Source organism: Acinetobacter sp. N1-1 (assembly GCF_056711485.1).
The window spans coordinates 800,623-821,610 of sequence record NZ_JBWXUO010000012.1 but is presented as its reverse complement, the minus strand read 5'-3'; the positions used below and the strand labels follow the sequence as shown (position 1 = coordinate 821,610).

The window sequence follows — 20,988 nt, the reverse complement described above, 5'->3', positions numbered from 1 at the left end:
CCTTTTATCCCAATGCGATCTGAACGTCCACACCAGCTGCAAGATCCAATTTCATCAATGCATCAACAGTTTTGTCTGTTGGTTGAACGATATCGATCAAACGTTTGTAAGTGCGAATTTCATACTGATCACGCGCATCTTTATTTACGTGCGGTGAAGTAAGAACGTTGAAGCGTTCGATGCGAGTAGGCATCGGGATTGGACCACACACTTGTGCGCCAGTACGCTTAGCGGTTTCTACGATCTCTTGAGCAGATTGATCAATCAGACGATGATCAAAAGACTTAAGACGGATACGGATTCTCTGGTTAGACATACCAGTAAACTCCAAGCCAAAATATGTAAAGAATCACCCATGACGCATCTCACCTATTATTGGTAAGTGTCAAGGGCAGTGAAAATCACTAAGGTCATGATCGATGCCATGACTGTCACGATATGGCTATTTTACTTAACTTGAAGAAATAGCCACCCTTCTTTTTGAAGGTGATTTATTATAACCACTGTTTAACGATTAAGCAAATTTTTTTTCTAATTTAAATAAATATACTTTTATCACGCATAACAAAAGAAATTGCCTGTTCTACAAGTTTATTGCCAGGCAAAAAATTACCTTGCGATACCTCCTGTTCAAATATATCTGCATCTTTTTGTATAAAAACACTTTCACCCATATTCACTTCATCATCAATAAAGAGCTTTAATACATTAGGTGTAATTTCAGGATGAAACTGAAATGCCAAAACATTAGTACCCAATTGAAATGCTTGATTCAGACAATGGCGACTAGATGCTAACTGAATAGCGCCTCTCGGTATTTCAAAATACTCTTTATGCCAAGATATCACTCTTATCTGTTCTGGAAATTCAAAGTAAGATTCTCCCAAATTTTGAACCTTATTCACATCAATCCACCCAACTTCTATCTGATGAGATAGCGCGACTTGACTCCCCACTGCATTGGCAATTAGCTGCCCTCCTAGACATAAGCCTATAGCAGGCTTCTTTTGTGCTAAATAACGCCTTAACCACCGCTTTTCAATTTTAAGCCAAGGATACAGGTGCTCATCATGAACACTCATTCTTCCACCCATAACAATGATTAAATCAACATCATCTACACATGGCAATGCATCTATATCCAAAGCAACGTCAGGTGGCAATGCAAAAAATTCGGTTGCTGTAATAATTGCATCACTCTGTCTTAAAAAATTGTAGCAACTTCCAAACCCCTCACCAAGAATATGCTGAAAATAATGCACTCTTAATTTATGTTTCATAGTTTCGGCCTTTTTTGCTTTCACTATCACTATTAGTGCAAAAAAAGAGCCAAGATTATAAAAACTTACAGAAATCTTACATGCTGAAGAAATCACAATAAATTAGATTTCATAGGTTATTCATCATAAACGTATGCATAAAAAAGCAGAATAAGAAATTAGTAGTCGCTTAACAATTTGCTTTATACTACAAACAAATTGTTATTTGCCGTGAATTGTATATGCATCGCTATGCGAAGTCGAAAGACACAAAAGCAAAACTTGCCCCTAAACAAAAAATCAGCTACGAAAAGAAATCTGACCCTGCAATCACTGAATATGCAACGCAGAGTTTAAACTGGCTCAGAAAAGCTGAATTCCTCATGAGTGCACCTAAGCTCAACTTATGTGTGGAAGATAGTGGCTACGAAATTGCTTTTGCAGGCCGCTCGAATGCAGGCAAATCTAGTGCGATCAATGCACTGACCAATCAAAGACAGTTGGCACGTGCATCAAAAAAGCCCGGCCGAACCCAAATGATCAACTTCTTTAGCTTAGGTAATCCCGATCAGCGCCTTGTTGACCTACCTGGATATGGATATGCAGCTGTTCCCGAAGCAATGAAAATTGTATGGCAAAAAGAGTTAGAAAATTACCTGATTCATAGACAAAGCCTACAAGGCCTCGTCCTTCTTATGGATATTCGCCACCCTTTACAACATTTCGATTTAATGATGTTAGAGTGGGCATATTCTAGAAAGTTATTTGTACATATTCTTCTAACTAAAGCAGATAAGCTTAATCGTGGACCTGCCAACAAAACACTTTTAGAAGTAAAGCAACAACTAAAGAAAATGAAACTATCATTTTCTATTCAGCTATTTTCATCATTAAATAAAATAGGCTTAGAAGAGCTTGCTTCTGTTATGGCTGGACGATTAAATTACACACTTAATAAAAACCTCGATGGTATTGATATTGATCAAATTCCTCTTGCTACAGAGGATGATGTTAGCGAATAAATAAAAAGGCATGCTTTAAAGCATGCCTTTTTATTTCTAATATATTTTATACATTAAAAAACAACCGTTTTATTGCCATCCACAATAATACGATCTTCTAAATGCCAACGCACAGCTCTTGCAAGTACATTGCGCTCCACATCTTGACCAAGCTCGCGCAACTCTTCAACATTATATTTATGACTTACACGCTCTACATCTTGCTCAATAATTGGCCCTTGATCTAAGTCGGCAGTTACATAATGTGCCGTTGCGCCAATAAGTTTGACACCTTTTTCATGTGCTTGTTTATACGGATTTGCACCCACAAATGCTGGTAAGAACGAGTGATGAATATTAATCACTTGCATTGGCCATTTAGACACAAAATCTTCACTTAGAATTTGCATATAACGTGCAAGTACTAACAAATCATTTCCTTGCATCAGATTATGGATTTCTGCTTCTGCTTCTTCTTTATTGTCTTTTGTGACATTAATTACAGTAAATGGAATACCAAACTGCTCAACTGAACTACGTAGTGTTTCATGATTTGAAACCACATGTGTAATCTCGCATGGCAATGTTCCACGGGCATGGCGCCATAATAGTTCAAGTAAAGCATGATCTACTTTTGAAACCAAAATACCTACTTTCTTTAGCTCACCAACAGATGCCAAACGCCATTGCATCTCATAACGTTCAGCTACATTTGTTTCAAACATCTGTAATATTGTTTCTTTACGGCTCTCAAGATGGTCAAGCTCAAACTCAACACGCATAAAGTAACGCCCACCTTGAGCCTCTGTCGCATATTGATCAAGTGCAGTAATATTTGCACCTTGATGATATAAAAAGCTTGATACAGCTTGCACAATACCCGGCTTATCTTCACATGTAATCAATAAGCGGGCTGTATTTGCGGTGGTCATATTCATGTTGATCTATATCACTTATTCATACAAAAAAGTCAGCCGAATATCATACCTTTTTTTCAAAGTATCACACAATATATTTATGCTCTCTAAACTAAGCAGAAGTTACACTCTCAAATAAATCTGTACTTTCCATACTTGCTAAAAACTTTGCATAAGTTGCCTTACTCTCACCAATTAAATAAGGAGTCTCAAGCAAAACCAACTGCCTCAAAGCAAGTAAAGACCATTTTTTTTGTTGATGGTTCTCTTCATTAATATGACCAGACATAAATAGAAAGTTAGTCCAATTGGTCAATATAATCCAAATATTAATAATTAAAGCTTCCATCTCTACAGCATTAAGCTTCATCAAACCCACATCTACAAATGCCTGATACAATATTTGAACTTGTTGCATTACTCGACTAGAAAATTGTGCATAATCCTGATTAAACAAATCATCTTTTTCAACTAAATGATACACATCTCTATGCAAGAAGCGATACTTCCATAATTGTTCGCTTAATCGCTGAAAGTATCGAATTTTATCTTCAGCAGTAACAGTGCGATCTATTGGCAATTCCAACATTTTCAAAGTTTCGAATTGATAATCATGAATCAGTGCTTTAATAATATCCTGCTTATTACGATAATGATAATACAGGTTTCCAGGACTCATATTTAACTCGGCAGCAATATGATTGGTTGTTATAGCTCGCTCGCCCTGCTTATTAAAAAGCATTAAACTAACATCTAAAATTCTCTGCTTCGTTTTTGACGTTTTACTTTTTAACATACAGTTGCTATTCCCACTACTTGCACCAATAGACTAAGATATTATGATAAATTCCTATAATTTTATCTAGAGTTTTTACTCTAAATAAGGATTTATATATTTTTTATTAGCCAAATTTATTTTTTTTAATTATAATACTGCCACTCTTAATTTTGCTTTTGAATTTACGTTTCTCTATCTAATGACTCAATAGATAGTTTGATCATAGTATACCTGCACTTTTTCTGTATCCATACTACACGGCAGTCTTTTTCAAAAGCAATCTAGCATTACTCTAAAGACATTGCGACCATAACTTATAGAAAATGAGCCTATTCATGCTTTATAAGATATAACTGCACTCCTTAGATTACATACCTCTTTTACCTACTGGCTAAAGAGATAATATGAAATTGAAGGGTTTAGAATTGATGCTACACGAAATGATCAAGGCATGATCTGTTACTGCAAATCATGACGTGTTTTATACAAATTCGCTTGTCTTTTAATCGCATTTTTGATATAAAACGCCCCTTGAATAAATTCAATCTGTTTGTTTTATGACTGGCCACAGATTTGCTGTTGGCTAAATCAATGGAGTTCCACCATGTCTAAGGTTTGCCAAGTTACCGGCAAGCGTCCAGTCGTTGGTAACAACGTCTCACACGCAAACAACAAAACCAAGCGCCGGTTCGAGCCGAACCTGCATCACCACCGTTTTTGGTTAGAAAGCGAAAAGCGTTTTGTACGTCTTCGTTTGACAACTAAAGGTATGCGTATCATCGACAAATTGGGCATTGAAAAGGTTGTAGCTGATCTTCGTGCTCAAGGCCAAAAGATCTAAGGAGTCATTGCAATGCGTGACAAAATTCGCCTAGTTTCTTCTGCTGGTACAGGTTATTTCTACACTACTACGAAGAACAAACGTACAATGCCGGAAAAAATGGAAATCAAAAAATTTGATCCAAAAATCCGTCAACATGTGATTTTTAAAGAAGCTAAAATCAAGTAATTTTAGTTTTGAAAATTCGGCTCCAAATGGAGTCGTTTTTTTTGCTTTTTATTTATAAAATAACTACATTCTTCAAAACAATATTTTATATCTCTTGAGGAGATACCTATGCCACATCATGTCGATCTCATTGTACTGTTGGCACTTGGTTTTAGCCTCGCGCTTTTCTTTGGCTATATTGTTACACGACTTAGACTACCTCCTTTAATTGGATACCTTATTGCAGGAATTGCAATTAGTCCTAATACATCAGGCCCTATAGGTGAAATTGCCTTAGCAAATCAACTTGCTGAATTGGGTGTAATGTTTCTTATGTTTGGTGTAGGTATGCACTTTTCATTAAAAGACTTACTTGAGGTTAGACGTATTGCACTACCCGGTGCTATTTTACAAATTTTAGTGGCAACCTTGCTTGGTATTGGCGTTGCTTCTTTTTGGGGGTGGTCTTTTGGCTCTGCACTTGTTTTTGGACTCACACTCTCTTGTGCAAGTACAGTTGTCCTTTTAAAAGCACTTGGTGATCGTGGGTTACTTGATTCTGTAAATGGGAAAATTGCTGTAGGATGGCTTTTGGTTGAAGACCTTGTTATGGTTTTGGTCTTAGTACTTTTGCCTGCTATAGCAGTACTGCTTGGTGGAAAGTCTCTAGCAGGACAAGAAACAACTATATCTCTTATATGGACAATCACACTTACACTGTTAAAAGTTTCAGGCTTTATTGCTTTTATGCTCATTGTAGGAAAACGCATTATTCCTATGATTATGAGCTATGTTGTCCGTCTCGGTTCAAGAGAGTTATTTACACTAACAGTTGTTGCTTGTGCTGTTTCTATTGCATATGGTGCATATGCAGTTTTTGGTGTATCTATGGCACTCGGTGCATTTTTTGCAGGAATGGTCGTTAAAGAGTCAGACTTTTGCCACCGTGCTGAAGAAGAACTACTACCTTTACGCGAAGTATTTTCCATCTTATTTTTTGTTTCTGTTGGCATGCTATTTGATCCAAAAATTATTCTTGAACAACCTGTACATGTTCTAAGTGTCATTGCTATTATTACTCTTGGTAAAACACTCGCTGCAATGGCATTAGTTTTATTTTTTCGCTACCCATTAAATACCGCACTTACAGTAGGTGCAAGCCTTGCACAAATTGGTGAATTCTCCTTTATTTTAGCAGCCTTAGGAATATCTTTAGGACTTTTAACAACAGAGGCACAAAATCTTATTTTAGCGGGCGCATTATTTTCTATTACGCTTAATTCATTTATGTTTTATGCAATCGAGCCTGTCCAAAAATGGATTAGAGCCCACTCATCTCTTGCGCGTTTACTTGAAAGAAGTAGTGATCCTTTAGCAATGTTACCTGATGAAGTCGATCAATCTTACTTAAGAGATCAAGTCGTCATTGTCGGTCATGGTGAAGTTGGTAAGCGTATTACAGAAACACTGATGCAAAAAAATATTAAAGTGGTTATTGCAGAAGAAAATAGAGAGATAGTAGAGGGGTTGCGAGAAAAAGGAATTGCCGCCGTAAGCGGTTTAGCAACTGAACCAAGCGTTCTCATTCAAGCACATATTCAGCATGCACGACTTTTGGTCATTTCACCCATGGATATTCTAGATATTCACCGTATTGTAGATATTGCAAAACAATTAAACTCAGAAATTCAAATTCTTATCTGTGCTGAAAATAAAGAGGAAGCTGAATTAATACGTATGGATGAGATTGGTGATGTTTTTTATGCAAAAGAACAAATGGCCATTAATATGAGTCACCATATTCTCCATGAAATTCATAAAGCACATACCCGATAAATATTATTAAAAAAGGCGAATATCATATTCGCCTTTAAAAAATAGGATTTATTAACTTAAATATTTAGGTTGTTCATCAACAATTTCCGCATCAAGTTGGTTCACTTGTTTTTCAACCAGCCCCATAAGCGCTGCTTGAATCATGTTTTGAGCTACGGTATTTGTCGTCTCTCCAAGCAACTGCCTAATTTCGTCATTAAACTGAATAGTGAGTAATGGTTCCTCTTCAGACTGTGCATTTCTAAGAGCAAGCTCACCACTTTCAAGCTGTACCAATTCGAGTACAGCATCCTGATTACCAAATAACTCTTTTAACTGCTGTATAGACATGGAACCTCCATCTGCACATCAAAACGATGTACCCAATAAAAATATTCGACTTGCTTGTTATATCTGTGCTGCATATAAAATTTCAAGTCATTACAAAGAGTATACTGTGCATTAAAACTCTACCATTTCTGCACGAAAGCCATCAATAAGTTCTAAAAGTTCTTTATACCACTCTCTTAGAATCTCAGTATTTGGCAACCATGACTGTGTGCCTTGTGTTACTTTTATAATTATATTTGATGATGTTTCGTCCTCAGCTTCTGGTAAAGTTGGCTCAGGTGCATACTGACATGCACGAAAGGCTCGCTGTAATTCGCCAAGAAAACCATTACTCGATAATTGTTTTAAGATTTCAATTTCAGGAGACACTTGACCTTTATCGGACATATGCATTTCTATCGAATGCAACGTAGGTTGAAAATCATTTAAGCGATAATAACGGACAAGCTCTTGTAAAAATGCAAGAAATGCACCGTGTAAATGGAATACAGCGGATTCTCTATAAGCTTGTATAATTTGGACATTGTCAGGAGCTTGCTCTGCTTGTCCGCAGGCTAAACGTGCGAAATACAATTTCTGATTTGTTCGATCTGCGTGATAACGAGCAACTCTAGACATAATCTTTCCTATGTATATAGACAATCCGTAGCAATAACAGACTATCCTATGTTTTCAGATTTAGATAGATTTTACTTTATTTTTCTTCGGCAGCTTTGACACGAATACCAATACCTTTCACCTTCAAAGTATTTAAACCTTTAATCGCTTTTACAGCCTCACGCCCATGTGGCATTTCCACAAAACCAAAACCTTTAGATTTTCCAGTCGTCTGATCTAAAACAATTGCGCAACTTTCTACTTCACCATATGGTGCGAATAGTTCCTTAAGCTCATTCTCATCAATTGATCTTTCTAAATTACGGACTAAAATTTTCATCTATTTACCTTATATCATGCAAAGAAGTAGTGTATCTCTTCTTTTCTAGGGTTGCCGAGTTTAATCTAAATCTATACCAAAAGAGATCTTTTTTATAGGTTTCTTCTTATTTTCAAAGAATTCTTTTCTTTTATGCATAGTCATATTAAGTAAATGGGAAGGCACTTGATTAAAGAAGTAGCTGCTGATTGTTCTTCCCTGTTCATCAATCTGATCAATCGCCCATGTGGTTAAGTCTTGTTTTGTAAGAATCAATTCATCTTGTGCACGCGTTAAAGCAACATATAAAACACGGCGCTCCTCCTCTACCGCATCAAAGTCCCCTTGCGCTCTCGCATGTGGATATTGATTTACTGTAAGGTGTGGTACATAACATACTTTCCTTTCTGTACCTTTTGCAGAATGAATCGTAATGATAGTAACAATATCATTATCAACTGTTTGCCCAACTTCTGAACTTGAAATAGGATCTAAAACATAAGCTTCTAAGAACTCACCAACCTCTGCATGTTTCTCTGCCAATTGCTTAACCAGTTTGAAATCTTTTTCTCGACGTGACCAATCTTGCTTTTGGTATTTTTCAGCAAGTTGCTCATGTAATGCCTCAAAAGCAAGTTCGATACATGCTACAATTTCATGCTGTAAAACAGACATTTGTTTTAAAATCAGTAATACGGGTTGTGGCACTCTGCCATGATGCTCTAGCCTATTACAACATTCATTTAATGTTTTACACTTGATTAAATCTACTGAAAGTTTACTTGCACCTACATCACCAATACCCTCCCACAGCGTAAGAAACCGCATCCATGCAATATCATCTTGAGTATTCGACAGTACACGCAACATACTCAGTAAATCTTTCACATGTGCCGACTCTAACAGCTTTGTTCCTCCTATAAACTGATAAGGAACTGACATGTTAATAAATGCACGCTCAATATGTCTTGCAGCATAGCTAGACCGCACAAGAACCATATGATCGTTCCAATTAACATTATTTTGTTTTTTACGCACAATAAGATCTTGTGCAATCCAATTTGCCTCTTCAAATTCATTGAAAAAAATATGAAAGTGTGGCCGACTATCCTGAGATTTCGCAGCAACTAAATGTTTATCGTATTGTATAGAGCTGGCATCTAATAACCAGTTTGATAAATTTAAAATTCCTTGTGTAGAACGATAGTTCTTTTCAAGTGTATAGACCATCGCATCGGGAACATTGTCTTTAAAATGGTGAATGTTTTCAAAGTCTGCACCACGAAAACCATAAATAGATTGTGCATCATCACCAACACAAAACAATTGGCTTTTTCCAATGAGAGGTGACAGCAATGCCCATTGCAATGGATTGGTATCTTGCATCTCATCAACTAAAAATACACGACAAAATTGGCTAACCCAATGCACGAGTGCAGGAGATGATTGTAAATTTATAGCAACGACACTTAAAATATCATCATAGTCTAAAAATGAGCGCTCTTGCTTACGCTGTTCATAATTTTTCATCACCTCTGCAATTTCAGATTTGAATTCAAATGCTTCAGGCAGGACTTTTTCTATTGCTACCGACAATTTAGATTGCGTATTTCTTGCAAATGAATATATGTCACAGAGTTCAGCTGCTTTAGGCAATATATTATCTTTACCCTTACCTCTAAGTAAGCGAAAAATCATAACCTGATCATCACGATCAATAATACTAAAATTTTCTAGACCAAATGCTTGACGATTACGGCGCAGTAAGTACATACAGAATGTATGAAATGTTGAGGCACGTAAACCTTGTGCAGACTCGCCTAAACATTGTTCTACACGTGTTACAATTTCACTTGCTGCACGGCGAGTAAAAGTCAAAATCTGAATTTGATTTGCAGGTATTCCCTGAGAAATAAGATATGCTGCTCTTGCAACAATGGTCTTTGTTTTTCCACAACCTGCACCTGCTAAGACCAAACAGTTTTGTGCTGTAGTCGTTGCTGCCTGATGTTGCTGATCGTTTAACTCAGCCATAAAAGACTTAAAACTCATTGTCGCTTTATCCCCAAATTCTTATATTGCTGTACAAATAAATAGTGCTGGTACTATTTTATCCATCCAATTTCATGCGCCGTTAAGTTCCCAATGACTGTTTGTTGCAAACTGAGCGGTATTTTGCTTTGATTTTCACTAATAGGAATATAACCTGCCATAAGCTCTGCTTGATGTTGCGGTAAGCGTGGTTGTTGAGCTGGATTAACATATCCTTGTGGGTAAATAGGTTGTCCTGTATTTAGGTCATACTTATCAGTTGCACCGAATGCATGTAATAATTCATGTGCCGTTACCACTTGGTTTTCTTCATTTTGCTTTACGTCAGAAAATAAATTTACGACTCCTATACGCCCTCGCTCCAACGCTGTAGAGTGTTTCAATACTTTGTATTTATTTGAATCGTAATAATTTAAATATAATGTAACGGTGGCATAACCATCTATAGACTGTCTTTCTTTCCATGCATAATAACGAAATTTTAAACTCCATAAAATTGCATTAAAAACACTGCCATTCTCAGGAAGTTCAGGTGGTAATTTTTTTATCTCACGCCCTATTTTAAAAATAAAATTTGTATTTTTATGATAGTTTTTTGCATTTGCAGTTAAGTACTCACTTACTTCTATAAAAGACTGTGCATTTAATTGCTGAATATAATTTTCAGTATTTTGTGAGCCATCTGCATTAATGGGATGAAGTAAAACAACAATGGTTTGATCCCAGTTTTGATTTAAGTCTTTCCATGCCTCTATAGCAACATACCCTAGAACTAAAAGTAGAATGAATACCCTAATCTTTTTCCACATAAATTTTACTCACATGTATGAGTGCATAAAAAATGCCGATCTTTGATCGGCATTTTAAGACTTATTGCTCGACCCACTGGCCATCTGTATAGACAAGTCCCCATTTTGTGGTTTTGCCTTCCGCATTTTCAGAGCCAATATATTGGCTCTGATTTTTTCGGCTAAAACGAACAATAGTCGCATTACCTTCAGGGTCTTGGTCAGGTGCTTTCAATAGAAATTGATACTTCTCATCGAGCTGATCTGCAACTGTACGAAGTTCTGCAACTTTCGGAGCACGTGTTTCACGAATTTTTGGAAACTTGCTTGCAGCCAAGAAAAGTCCTGCTGCACCATCTCTCAACACAAAATAATCATCATTTTTGGTTGAACGTACATGTTCCATTTTAATTGGGTCGACACGTGGTGGCGCAGGCTGTCCATTTTTCAAGACTTTACGGGTATTCTCACATGAAGTACATGCAAAGTACGGTCCAAAGCGTCCCGTCTTCAGTTGCATTTCTGCATCACACTTATCACATGGAATGGTCGGCCCATCATAACCTTTAATTTTGAACTCGCCTTCTTCAACCTCAAAGCCGTCACAATCTGGATTATTCCCACAAATATGTAACTTACGTCCGCCATCAATTAAATAGCTATCCATTGCTGTACTACACTTTGGACAACGGCGTTTTGACATTAAGTCGGCTGTTTCTGCACCTTCATCATCCGATAAAATAGCCAATGACTCAACAGGAGACAGATTGAGTGTACCCTTACAGCGTTCTTTTGGTGGCAAGTTATAACCTGAACATCCCAAAAACACACCCGTTGTTCCTGTACGAATCTGCATTGGTCTTTCACACTGTGGACAATGCACATCTGCAACTTCAACAGGTTCATTACGGCGCATACCATCTGCACCTTGTGCAGTGGTTAAGCGCTTTTTAAAATCGCCATAGAACGTATCGAGTAATTCTTTCCAGTTACGATCACCGACCGCAACATGGTCAAGTTGCCCTTCAAGATCTGCAGTAAACGCATAGTTCATGAGGTTATTAAAACTTTCATTTAAACGCTCGGTAACAATCTCACCCATTTTTTCTGCGAATAAACGACGATTTTCAAGCTTTACATAACCACGATCTTGAATAGTTGAAATAATTGCAGCATACGTTGAAGGACGGCCAATACCACGCTTTTCAAGCTCTTTTACCAAAGATGCTTCGGTAAAACGTGCAGGTGGCTTGGTAAAATGCTGACTTGGATCAAGCGTATTCAGAACGAGTGTTTCACCCACTTGAACTGCAGGCAGTAACACATCATCGTCAGACTTATTCGCACCACGGACACGTGTAAAACCATCAAATACGAGCGTACGACCTTTGGCTTTTAAATCAATCTCAGATGCCTTGACATGCAATGTAGATGACAAGTACTCGGCAGGTGTCATCTGACAAGCAACAAATTGACGCCAAATCAGATCATACAAACGTTGTGCATCACGCTCTGCACCTGCAAGCTGATCACCTTTCAAAGCCACATTCGATGGACGAATGGCTTCGTGGGCTTCTTGTGCACCTGCTTTATTGCCATAACGATTTGGTTTTGCAGGTAAGTATTTTTCACCATACTCAGATTGAATATGATCTCGCACCATATTAACCGCATCATCACTTAAAAAAGTCGAGTCGGTACGCATATAGGTAATAAAACCAGCTTCATACAAACGTTGAGCAAGCATCATAGTTTTCTTCACAGAAAAACCAAGACGTGTACTCGCGGCTTGTTGTAGCGTAGACGTAATATATGGCGCACTTGGATTAACCTTTGTTGGCTTATCTTCACGCTGTGCAACTTTATATTCAGCCGACTTTAAAACGTCTAAGACTGCATCGGTCTCAGCTTTATTTTTTAACTTAAGTGTTTTACCTGCGCGCTTAACAGCTTCAAGACGAATAGCATCTTCTTTTGCTTGTGTATCTGCAAAAACTTGCCAGTATTCTTCAGGAACGAATGCACGAATTTCACGTTCACGCTCTACAACCAATTTAACAGCCACAGATTGCACACGTCCTGCCGATAAACCTCGTGCTATTTTTTCCCATAACAATGGGGAAATCATAAAGCCAACCACACGGTCTAAAAAGCGACGTGCCTGCTGTGCATTTACACGGTCTAAATCCAATCGTGTCGGCTGTTTAAAAGCTTCTTGAATTGCATTTTTCGTAATTTCATTAAATACAACACGATGATAACGAGAACTGTCTCCACCAATCACTTCGCGTAAGTGCCAAGCAATCGCTTCCCCTTCTCTATCCAAATCGGTTGCGAGATAGATTTCATCGACTTGCGAAGCCAATTTTTTAAGCTCTGCTACTACATGTTCTTTACCAGGTAGTACTTCGTAATGTGCATCCCAATCGTGCTCAGGGTCTACACCCATACGCTTTACAAGTGCTTGTTGTGCTTTTACAAGCTTTTGGTCTTCTGTAAGCTTTGTTCTTGGTGCCGCCTTTTTTTCAGTTGTTTTATTTGCTGAACCACCCGTAGGCAAGTCACGTACGTGACCCACTGAAGACTTAACAATATATTCAGAACCTAAATATTTATTAATTGTTTTTGCTTTAGCAGGCGACTCCACAATCACTAAAGCACGTTTTTTTGCAGCCGACTCAGCACTTGCTGTGGTGCGTTTTGATGTGGATCGAGGAGCATTCGCCATAATGTTATATCTTTCCTATCACTAAAAATTAGATTTCTGCTAAAGAAACTAAATACGATTTCATTTGTTCGAGTTGAGTTGCATGAATATCTGCATCTTCATCCCAATACAGTCCCACATAGTTCGACTGCATCTCCACAGCATAAATACCTTTTAAGTCAACTTGAAGATGCTTGAACTTATCTGAACCATTTACGACAACCAACTGGTTATTTTCAACACATGCGCGCATGAGTGGCATCGTTGCTTGTGGCAAAATAATGCTATAAAACGCGACCATACTCGCACGTGTTTCTGTCACTTTTGGTATTTTTGTCCATTCAGGTGCAGGCACCAAACGTGGATGCAGTGACATCTTTCTTGCTCTATCACGCATCATACCAATGGCTTTTTCTCTAGGGTTGATACGTAAACTAAAGATAGAACCCACAACAAACACGATAATAATAATGGCGACCCAAAGACCCATTTTTTGTGTTATCTCCATCTAATACATTATTAGAGTTACATAAGATGAATAAAAAAGGCAAGTTTCATATAACATGCAACTCTAGCCGTTAAGGTGTGTATAGTAATATTGAATAACAGATTTTCAATCTTTATTCTTTAAATATCACTTAATAGTGTGGTGGTCTATTGCTCATTGGATCAAATTCAGCAATGCCTTCTGACAAATCAGAAGCCTCTACACGACGATATAAAAGCTGCATTTGCTTTTTTAAATCGGCAATCTCTTGGCTTTGGTGAGCCAACTGTTCATTCAACTGTTCAACTAAATCATCTAAAAATGAAATTCGCACTTGCAAATCTTCGATGGGTGCGGAAAATGACGCATGATCATCATAAGGTGGTTTAGTCATTTAACACTCCTCAATTTGAGACACTAGGAAACATTATGGCCTATATTACTTTAAGGGATGTCCAACTTGCATTTGGTGGGCCTGCCCTCCTCGACGGCGCAAATTTTACATTAGAACGTGGCGAGCGAGTATGTTTAATTGGACGTAATGGCGAAGGTAAGTCTACTTTACTCAAACTTATTGAGGGAAGCCTTCATGCCGACAATGGGGAAGTTTTAATTCAAAATGGCTTAACTGTTTCAATGTTAACCCAAGATGTACCAATGGATTCTGGTAAAGTTGCCGATATCGTTGCTGAAGGTGCAGGTGAGGTTGCTCACGTACTGCAACAGTACAATATTGCAAGCGATGCATGTGTATTAGGTGACATGGAAGCTTGTGAACGCATGGGTGACTTCCAACACAAGCTTGACCAAATGGATGGTTGGACGCTTGAAAACAAAGTTAATACAATTTTAGGTAAAATGGGATTAGACCCTAATGCCGATTTGGCAGATTTATCGGGTGGTCGTAAACGTCGTGTACTTTTAGCACGTGCTCTACTCACACAACCAGATATTTTATTACTTGATGAACCTACTAACCATTTAGATGTAGAAAGCATTGAATGGCTTGAAAAATTCTTACTCGAGCAAAATAATCTTACGCTTCTATTTATCTCGCATGACCGTTCTTTTGTCGACCATCTTGCTACCCGCATTGTCGAACTCGACCGCGGTACGCTACGTAGCTTTGAAGGCAACTACTCTCGTTACCTTGAGCTTAAAGCTCAGCAACTTGAAGCTGAAGAAAAGCAAAATGCGTTGTTCGATAAAAAACTTGCAGAAGAAGAGGCTTGGATTCGTCAAGGTATTAAAGCACGTCGTACTCGTAATGAAGGTCGTGTACGTGCATTAAAAACATTGCGTGAAGAATCTAAAGCAAGACGCTCACAACAGGGCAAAGTCAATATGGGCGTACAAGAAGCACAACGCTCAGGAAAACTGGTCTTTGAAATTGAAAATCTTGGTGTAGATTACAACAATAAATCACTATTTAAAGACTTCTCTACTGTTGTAGTACGTGGCGACCGTATTGGTCTTGTAGGTGACAATGGTGTAGGTAAAACCACACTTGTTAAAGCCATTCTTGGTGAAATTGAGCACAATGGTAAAGTAAAAACAGGTACACAGTTAGAAGTGGCTTACTTCGACCAACTGCGCAACCAGCTTGACCTTGAAAAATCTGTTTCAGACAACGTGTCAGAAGGTTCAGACTTTATTGATATTAATGGTCAACGCCGTCATATCTTGAGCTACTTACAAGACTTCTTGTTCTCTCCTGAGCGTTCACGTACACCTGTAAAAGCACTTTCTGGTGGTGAGCGTAATCGTATTCTATTAGCTAAACTCTTACTTAAACCGTCCAACCTCATTGTTATGGACGAACCAACCAACGACCTAGACATGGTAACACTTGAGCTACTTGAAGAAATGCTTGCTGAATATAAAGGTACGTTGCTTCTGATTAGCCATGACCGTGCATTTATGGATAACGTTGTTACATCTACATGGGTGTTTGATGGTAAAGGACATATTCAAGAATACATTGGTGGTTATCAAGACTATCTTGCACAACGTCCTGAACTTAAAACTGAAACTGTGAAGAAAGATGCACCCAAAGCCAATGTATCTGATAAATCTACACAGAAGAAAGTTAAACTAAGCTATAAAGATCAACGTGAGCTTGAGCAATTACCACAAGAAATAGAACAACTTGAGGCAGAACAGGCTGAGCTAACTGAAAAACTTGCTGATGGTTCTTGGTTTGTTAAAGATGCAAATGCCGCAACCAAAGCAAGCCAACGCCTTTCAGAAATTGAAGAACTTTTGTTAGAAAAGTTGGAGCGTTGGGACACATTAGAAAATATGTAAAGGGTTATACCGAATAAACATATACCAATATAGCTAGCTCATATGAGCTAGCTATATTAAACTGGTTTAGCAAATTTATAGCACCCTTTCCAAATTATTTATAATCAAAAACTCGTGCTTTGCAAGCCTATAAAAATACTAAAAAATCAGTATATTTTCTTTATTTTTAGATTGGGTATAAACTGCCGCCAAGTCGATTTATCTACTCAAAAGAAATAGTCATCATTTTAGTGTATTATAAACACGCTTACCCTAAACCATAGAATTACAAATAATGAATATTATCCAAATTGTTCTCCTTGAGTTTTATCCATCTTGGCTTGCCCTTCCTCGTAAAATACGCCGTGAATATGCAAAATCACTCGAAAAAATTATTGCAAAATATCCTGATGTAAAGGTGCGTTTTTGTGACTCAGAAGCATTTCCCGGAAGTAATTTTACAGACTTTTTGATTTGTGAAACTGAAAACTTAAAGTCTTACCATTTTATGTGGGAAGAAATTCGTGATTCAGAACCCTATACTCGCGGTTATTTTAAAATTAAAGATGTCATTATGGGTGCTGAAAATGCTTTTCAAAGCTATGAAAAAGAAAGTCTAAACATTTAAAATTATTTAAGGTATGAGGATATTCCTTTATACCTAAATGCAGAGAGCACACATGTCACAAATTAAAATTTACGGTTTAACAAATACAATAAATACACATAGAAAAATGCTTTCTCCCGCGATACATCAATCTTTAATTGAAAGCTTAAACTATCCATCAGAAAAGATTTTTCAAAGATTTATAAAATTCGAGCCTGAAGATTTTATCTTTCCTAAAGACCGCAGCGAAAATTATATAATTATCGAAATATCTATGTTTGAAGGACGCTCTACATCTGCAAAAAAACAGCTCATCGCCTCATTATTTAAAAATATAGAAACCGATTGTAAGATTTTACCGCACGATATTGAAATCACTATTTTTGAAACACCCTTAGAAAATTGGGGAATTCGTGGCAAAGTTGCAAGCGAATTGACACTTAACTATAAAGTAAAAGTTTAGTTTTAAATATCAACCCTAAAAGTATATCGTGCTAAAATCATGCCCACTTTTCACTGGTTCATTACACGTATATGAGTACGCAACCTGACTATATCCCTGGTAAGTTTTATTGGTCTTTTTTATTGCCAAGATATTGGAATATATGGATTTCAATTTGCTTATTAATGCTCTTAGCAGTTTTACCTTGGTCAGTTCAACGTATAATTTCACGTACGCTTGCAAAACTTGCTTGGAAACTTTTAAAGTCACGAAGAAAAACTACCATACGTAACTTAGAAGTTTGCTTTCCTGAATGGACTCAAGAAGAAGTTCATCAAAAAGCCCAACAGGTGTTTGTAGATATGATGCTTGGCACGTTCGAAACACTCAATGCTTGGTATAAGCCATATTGGTTTAAAGATAGAGTAACTATTGAAGGGCTTGAACATATCACTCAAGCACAAGCTTCTGGTCAAGGTGTGCTTCTACTTGGAACACACAGCACATTGCTCGATGCAGGAGGTTATATCTGCTCACAATACTTTGAGCCTGATGTCGTTTATCGACCACAAAACAACCCCCTACTCGATTTAATTATTTACCGTTGTCGCGCAACCATATATAAATCACAAATAGACCATGATGATATGCGTGGGCTTATTCGACACTTGAAAGATGGTGATGCAATTTGGTACAGCCCTGATCAAGATTTTGGTTTAAAGCAAGGAATCATGGCACCTTTTTTTGGTGTACCTGCTGCAACTGTTACCGCCCATCGTCGTTTATTAAAAATCTCTAAAGCTGTTGCTATTCCTTTATATTTTTACCGTTATGGCAATGAAAAAAATCCTAAATATCATATTTTAATTGAACCAATTGTGGAAAATTTACCATCTGAAGATGAATTGAATGATGCAACACGTGTCAATAAAATTATTGAAACTCAGCTTCGAATTGCACCCACACAATACATGTGGTTTCACCGCCGTTTTAAAACTCGTCCTGAAGGATACGAAAGCATTTATTAAGATCTAAATTTCTGTACAAAATTAGATTTTCTAACACTTCATCTTAGGTATATCGCCTAAAGTTGTATATGTACTACCGTTAAGCTAAGTAGCTTAAATTCATCATATTTTTTCAGCTCCAAAAGAAGATGACAAAATCTCAGCTATTTACTTAAAAATTATCATTTTTTTTAACTATATATCATTTGCACTTAAAAATATGTTTGGTACACTCAAAGATCGCTTTTAATTTTTAAACACAGCACCGAGGCAAAATGACATGAAAGTAGGTCTGGTCGGTTGGCGTGGGATGGTTGGTTCTGTCCTTATGCAACGTATGGTTGAAGAAAATGATTTCGCTCACATTGAGCCATTTTATTTTTCTACCAGTAATGCAGGTGGTGAAGCTCCTGCTTTTGGCGGTAAGACTGCCCCAGCACTTATGGATGCAACGGACATTAAAAGTCTGAAGCAAATGGATGTTATTATTACCTGCCAAGGTGGAGACTATACATCATCAGTTTATAGCCAGCTTAAAGAAACAGGCTGGAAAGGTTACTGGATTGATGCAGCATCTACCTTACGTATGGCAGATGACTCAGTGATTATTCTAGATCCAGTTAATTCAAATGTGATTAAGAATGCACTGACAAAAGGCACAACAACATTTGTCGGTGGTAACTGTACAGTATCTCTAATGCTTATGGGTTTAGGTTCTCTATTCCAACACAATCTTGTTGAATGGATGAGTGCAATGACTTATCAAGCAGCTTCTGGTGCAGGTGCACAGAATATGCGTGAGCTACTTACAGGTATGGGCTACCTCTATAACAACACTAAATCATTATTAGATGATCCTAAATCTGCAATTTTAGATATTGACCGTCAAGTTGCGGAATTACAGCGTGATAACCAATTCCCTAAAGCAAACTTTGGCGTTCCTCTTGCTGGCTCACTTATTCCTTACATTGACAAACAGCTTGAAAATGGTCAATCAAAAGAAGAATGGAAAGCACAAGCTGAAACCAATAAAATTTTAGGTAATACTAACATTATTCCAATTGATGGACATTGTGTACGTATTGGCGCAATGCGTTGCCACTCTCAAGCATTAACCATTAAACTGCGCAAAGATGTGCCTTTAAATGAAATTGAGGACATGATTGCACAATCAAATGAATGGGCAAAAGTGATTCCAAATACACGCGAAGCATCTATGCATGACTTATCGCCTGTTGCCGTTACAGGAACCCTTTCTGTACCAGTTGGCCGTCTACGCAAATTAAATATGGGTAAAGAATACCTTGGTGCTTTCACTGTAGGCGACCAACTTTTATGGGGTGCAGCAGAACCATTACGTCGTATGTTACGTATTTTGATTGATCATCAATCAAAGTAATGAAGTAAAAAGCTGGTCAATATACCAGCTTTTTTTATAATTAGTTTACATTCCGTTAACATAACGCTACATTATAGCAAATGCCTATTTTTTGTTTAGTAATGCAGAATGATGACTTACCATAAACTTACCTATGCCATATTTTGTATTGGTATGTCTCAACTTGGTCATGCTCTCACATTTGACCAACCTCAAATTTTATCTACAAAAGCTGAGCTTTTGTATATGGAAATTCCATTTCAGGATGCAACATCTCAACATCTACAAGTAGAAGTTGCAAATGATGATGACTTAAAAGGTTTTGATGCATTACAAGCTGAAATTACAGATGATCTCAACGTATTCATTCGTTCAACTGGCCCAAATAATGGCATTATTACAGTAACTTCCTCACGACCTATTCAAAATAATCATGTTCATTTTGTATTAAAAACCAAAGATGGTAATGGCCAATATCTAAAACTAATTGACTTGCCATTTAAAGTCAGTTCTGCAAACACACAAACAACTCACACCCTACATTCAAGTAATAATATATTACAAGATCAGCCACTTATACCAATTACCATAAGTAGTGAAAGTCAAATTAATAATCTGCATCCGCTTCCACACAATGTAAAAAGAAATCACCTACGAAAGTCGATTGTCATACCAAAGAAACAACAACATACTAATATCACATTAGGCAATAGATATACTGTTAAACAACAAGATACTTTATGGTCTATTTCTGCACGTATTGCACAGCAGACAAATCAATCGATTTATTCAGTAATGCAACAAATACAGCAAATGAATCAACATGCTTTTATTGGGGGAAATAAAAATCTCATCAAAAAAGGTGCGACTCTCGATATAAGCGAAATTAAAAATATTAATACTCTCACTCAGCACTCAAATACTGAAATGACAGTAATTGCAGATAAAAATGCAAATAGTCTAACCACCAGTAATGAACCACTTTTTACAAAACACAATGAGCAACAAATTACTTTACAGCGTGAAGAAATATCAAATTTAGATAAAGAAGTTGCACAGCTTGAACAAGGCTTGCAAAATAAAAATATAAAGCTTGAGATATTAGATGCTAAACTAGCTAAGATTCAGCAGTTGCTTCAACAGCAAAATGTGCACAAACATGCAGCAGAATAGAGCCTGATTTTTTCGCAGATTCTTTCAAATTTTATG

Annotated in this window: 22 protein-coding genes; 10 read left to right on the top strand and 12 right to left on the bottom strand. The window is 37.2% G+C overall.

Features of this window, described 5'->3' with window-relative positions:
* Positions 1-4: 4 nt before the first annotated feature.
* Both rpsJ and AC1MPL_RS04075 read right to left on the bottom strand, forming a co-directional pair.
* A complete protein-coding gene (gene rpsJ / locus AC1MPL_RS04080; protein WP_000070912.1) occupies positions 5-316 on the bottom strand; it encodes a 30S ribosomal protein S10 in 312 nt (103 codons plus the stop codon).
* A 220-nt stretch (positions 317-536) separates the two neighbouring features.
* The gene (locus AC1MPL_RS04075) at positions 537-1,280 is read right to left on the bottom strand and encodes a type 1 glutamine amidotransferase (protein ID WP_479764457.1); all 744 of its coding nucleotides are present in this window, start codon (positions 1,278-1,280) and stop codon (positions 537-539) included.
* A 221-nt stretch (positions 1,281-1,501) separates the two neighbouring features.
* Here AC1MPL_RS04075 and yihA point away from each other — a divergent pair, with 221 nt between their 5' ends.
* Positions 1,502-2,281 carry a ribosome biogenesis GTP-binding protein YihA/YsxC gene (gene yihA / locus AC1MPL_RS04070; RefSeq protein ID WP_479764455.1) on the top strand — a complete coding sequence of 260 codons (780 nt, stop codon included), beginning with the start codon at positions 1,502-1,504 and terminating at the stop codon, positions 2,279-2,281.
* Between the two features lie 53 nt (positions 2,282-2,334).
* Here the strand turns inward: yihA and purU are convergent, their stop codons facing one another.
* Both purU and AC1MPL_RS04060 read right to left on the bottom strand, forming a co-directional pair.
* Positions 2,335-3,198, bottom strand: a complete 864-nt coding sequence (gene purU, locus AC1MPL_RS04065; protein ID WP_479764453.1) for a formyltetrahydrofolate deformylase — start codon at positions 3,196-3,198, stop codon at positions 2,335-2,337.
* A 91-nt stretch (positions 3,199-3,289) separates the two neighbouring features.
* Positions 3,290-3,973: a TetR/AcrR family transcriptional regulator gene (locus AC1MPL_RS04060; protein WP_479764451.1), complete on the bottom strand. Its 684-nt coding sequence runs from the start codon at positions 3,971-3,973 to the stop codon at positions 3,290-3,292.
* 586 nt (positions 3,974-4,559) lie between these two features.
* Between AC1MPL_RS04060 and rpmB the strand changes: the two genes are divergently transcribed.
* The 3 genes from rpmB (at position 4,560) to AC1MPL_RS04045 (ending at position 6,779) form a co-directional block, all read left to right on the top strand.
* Positions 4,560-4,796, top strand: coding sequence for a 50S ribosomal protein L28 (rpmB, locus tag AC1MPL_RS04055; protein ID WP_000048256.1), 237 nt, complete (start codon positions 4,560-4,562; stop codon positions 4,794-4,796).
* 12 nt (positions 4,797-4,808) lie between these two features.
* The gene (rpmG, locus tag AC1MPL_RS04050; RefSeq protein ID WP_001205031.1) at positions 4,809-4,964 is read left to right on the top strand and encodes a 50S ribosomal protein L33; all 156 of its coding nucleotides are present in this window, start codon (positions 4,809-4,811) and stop codon (positions 4,962-4,964) included.
* Between the two features lie 108 nt (positions 4,965-5,072).
* Entirely contained in the window at positions 5,073-6,779 is a 1,707-nt protein-coding gene (locus tag AC1MPL_RS04045) for a cation:proton antiporter (protein ID WP_479764449.1), read from the top strand.
* Between the two features lie 51 nt (positions 6,780-6,830).
* Here AC1MPL_RS04045 and AC1MPL_RS04040 read toward each other — a convergent pair whose 3' ends face one another.
* From AC1MPL_RS04040 to AC1MPL_RS04005, 8 genes are all read right to left on the bottom strand, one after another.
* Positions 6,831-7,109, bottom strand: coding sequence for a hypothetical protein (locus AC1MPL_RS04040; RefSeq protein ID WP_479764447.1), 279 nt, complete (start codon positions 7,107-7,109; stop codon positions 6,831-6,833).
* A gap of 111 nt (positions 7,110-7,220) precedes the next feature.
* Positions 7,221-7,727, bottom strand: coding sequence for a DUF6586 family protein (locus AC1MPL_RS04035; RefSeq protein ID WP_479764445.1), 507 nt, complete (start codon positions 7,725-7,727; stop codon positions 7,221-7,223).
* A 76-nt stretch (positions 7,728-7,803) separates the two neighbouring features.
* Positions 7,804-8,046, bottom strand: a complete 243-nt coding sequence (locus AC1MPL_RS04030) for an RNA recognition motif domain-containing protein (RefSeq protein ID WP_479764443.1) — start codon at positions 8,044-8,046, stop codon at positions 7,804-7,806.
* Between the two features lie 60 nt (positions 8,047-8,106).
* On the bottom strand, positions 8,107-10,077 hold the full coding sequence (locus AC1MPL_RS04025) for an ATP-dependent helicase (protein WP_479764442.1): 1,971 nt from the start codon (positions 10,075-10,077) through the stop codon (positions 8,107-8,109).
* 53 nt (positions 10,078-10,130) lie between these two features.
* Positions 10,131-10,886 carry a hypothetical protein gene (locus AC1MPL_RS04020; protein WP_479764440.1) on the bottom strand — a complete coding sequence of 252 codons (756 nt, stop codon included), beginning with the start codon at positions 10,884-10,886 and terminating at the stop codon, positions 10,131-10,133.
* Between the two features lie 61 nt (positions 10,887-10,947).
* Complete coding sequence (gene topA, locus AC1MPL_RS04015; RefSeq protein WP_479764438.1) at positions 10,948-13,593, bottom strand: type I DNA topoisomerase; 2,646 nt, start codon at positions 13,591-13,593, stop codon at positions 10,948-10,950.
* 28 nt (positions 13,594-13,621) lie between these two features.
* Positions 13,622-14,062 carry an ammonium transporter gene (locus AC1MPL_RS04010; RefSeq protein WP_479764436.1) on the bottom strand — a complete coding sequence of 147 codons (441 nt, stop codon included), beginning with the start codon at positions 14,060-14,062 and terminating at the stop codon, positions 13,622-13,624.
* A gap of 148 nt (positions 14,063-14,210) precedes the next feature.
* Positions 14,211-14,453 carry a SlyX family protein gene (locus AC1MPL_RS04005; RefSeq protein WP_479764434.1) on the bottom strand — a complete coding sequence of 81 codons (243 nt, stop codon included), beginning with the start codon at positions 14,451-14,453 and terminating at the stop codon, positions 14,211-14,213.
* Positions 14,454-14,488: 35 nt separating this feature from the next.
* Between AC1MPL_RS04005 and AC1MPL_RS04000 the strand changes: the two genes are divergently transcribed.
* The 6 genes from AC1MPL_RS04000 to AC1MPL_RS03975 all read left to right on the top strand — a co-directional run bounded on the left by AC1MPL_RS04000 (position 14,489) and on the right by AC1MPL_RS03975 (position 20,952).
* On the top strand, positions 14,489-16,366 hold the full coding sequence (locus tag AC1MPL_RS04000; RefSeq protein ID WP_479764432.1) for an ATP-binding cassette domain-containing protein: 1,878 nt from the start codon (positions 14,489-14,491) through the stop codon (positions 16,364-16,366).
* A 274-nt stretch (positions 16,367-16,640) separates the two neighbouring features.
* Entirely contained in the window at positions 16,641-16,973 is a 333-nt protein-coding gene (locus AC1MPL_RS03995) for a darcynin family protein (protein ID WP_479764430.1), read from the top strand.
* Between the two features lie 52 nt (positions 16,974-17,025).
* Complete coding sequence (locus tag AC1MPL_RS03990; RefSeq protein ID WP_479764428.1) at positions 17,026-17,415, top strand: tautomerase family protein; 390 nt, start codon at positions 17,026-17,028, stop codon at positions 17,413-17,415.
* Between the two features lie 71 nt (positions 17,416-17,486).
* Positions 17,487-18,422 carry an LpxL/LpxP family acyltransferase gene (locus tag AC1MPL_RS03985; RefSeq protein ID WP_479764426.1) on the top strand — a complete coding sequence of 312 codons (936 nt, stop codon included), beginning with the start codon at positions 17,487-17,489 and terminating at the stop codon, positions 18,420-18,422.
* A 259-nt stretch (positions 18,423-18,681) separates the two neighbouring features.
* The gene (asd, locus tag AC1MPL_RS03980) at positions 18,682-19,800 is read left to right on the top strand and encodes an aspartate-semialdehyde dehydrogenase (protein WP_479764424.1); all 1,119 of its coding nucleotides are present in this window, start codon (positions 18,682-18,684) and stop codon (positions 19,798-19,800) included.
* 108 nt (positions 19,801-19,908) lie between these two features.
* Positions 19,909-20,952 carry a type IV pilus assembly protein FimV gene (locus tag AC1MPL_RS03975; protein ID WP_479764423.1) on the top strand — a complete coding sequence of 348 codons (1,044 nt, stop codon included), beginning with the start codon at positions 19,909-19,911 and terminating at the stop codon, positions 20,950-20,952.
* Positions 20,953-20,988: the final 36 nt, after the last annotated feature.

Coding starts and splice junctions, on each gene's coding strand:
- rpsJ (WP_000070912.1), bottom strand. CDS start 316: ATGTCTAACCAGAGAATCCGTATCCGTCTTAAGTCTTTTGATCATCGT.
- AC1MPL_RS04075 (WP_479764457.1), bottom strand. CDS start 1,280: ATGAAACATAAATTAAGAGTGCATTATTTTCAGCATATTCTTGGTGAG.
- yihA (WP_479764455.1), top strand. CDS start 1,502: ATGCATCGCTATGCGAAGTCGAAAGACACAAAAGCAAAACTTGCCCCT.
- purU (WP_479764453.1), bottom strand. CDS start 3,198: ATGAATATGACCACCGCAAATACAGCCCGCTTATTGATTACATGTGAA.
- AC1MPL_RS04060 (WP_479764451.1), bottom strand. CDS start 3,973: ATGTTAAAAAGTAAAACGTCAAAAACGAAGCAGAGAATTTTAGATGTT.
- rpmB (WP_000048256.1), top strand. CDS start 4,560: ATGTCTAAGGTTTGCCAAGTTACCGGCAAGCGTCCAGTCGTTGGTAAC.
- rpmG (WP_001205031.1), top strand. CDS start 4,809: ATGCGTGACAAAATTCGCCTAGTTTCTTCTGCTGGTACAGGTTATTTC.
- AC1MPL_RS04045 (WP_479764449.1), top strand. CDS start 5,073: ATGCCACATCATGTCGATCTCATTGTACTGTTGGCACTTGGTTTTAGC.
- AC1MPL_RS04040 (WP_479764447.1), bottom strand. CDS start 7,109: ATGTCTATACAGCAGTTAAAAGAGTTATTTGGTAATCAGGATGCTGTA.
- AC1MPL_RS04035 (WP_479764445.1), bottom strand. CDS start 7,727: ATGTCTAGAGTTGCTCGTTATCACGCAGATCGAACAAATCAGAAATTG.
- AC1MPL_RS04030 (WP_479764443.1), bottom strand. CDS start 8,046: ATGAAAATTTTAGTCCGTAATTTAGAAAGATCAATTGATGAGAATGAG.
- AC1MPL_RS04025 (WP_479764442.1), bottom strand. CDS start 10,077: ATGAGTTTTAAGTCTTTTATGGCTGAGTTAAACGATCAGCAACATCAG.
- AC1MPL_RS04020 (WP_479764440.1), bottom strand. CDS start 10,886: ATGTGGAAAAAGATTAGGGTATTCATTCTACTTTTAGTTCTAGGGTAT.
- topA (WP_479764438.1), bottom strand. CDS start 13,593: ATGGCGAATGCTCCTCGATCCACATCAAAACGCACCACAGCAAGTGCT.
- AC1MPL_RS04010 (WP_479764436.1), bottom strand. CDS start 14,062: ATGGGTCTTTGGGTCGCCATTATTATTATCGTGTTTGTTGTGGGTTCT.
- AC1MPL_RS04005 (WP_479764434.1), bottom strand. CDS start 14,453: ATGACTAAACCACCTTATGATGATCATGCGTCATTTTCCGCACCCATC.
- AC1MPL_RS04000 (WP_479764432.1), top strand. CDS start 14,489: ATGGCCTATATTACTTTAAGGGATGTCCAACTTGCATTTGGTGGGCCT.
- AC1MPL_RS03995 (WP_479764430.1), top strand. CDS start 16,641: ATGAATATTATCCAAATTGTTCTCCTTGAGTTTTATCCATCTTGGCTT.
- AC1MPL_RS03990 (WP_479764428.1), top strand. CDS start 17,026: ATGTCACAAATTAAAATTTACGGTTTAACAAATACAATAAATACACAT.
- AC1MPL_RS03985 (WP_479764426.1), top strand. CDS start 17,487: ATGAGTACGCAACCTGACTATATCCCTGGTAAGTTTTATTGGTCTTTT.
- asd (WP_479764424.1), top strand. CDS start 18,682: ATGAAAGTAGGTCTGGTCGGTTGGCGTGGGATGGTTGGTTCTGTCCTT.
- AC1MPL_RS03975 (WP_479764423.1), top strand. CDS start 19,909: ATGATGACTTACCATAAACTTACCTATGCCATATTTTGTATTGGTATG.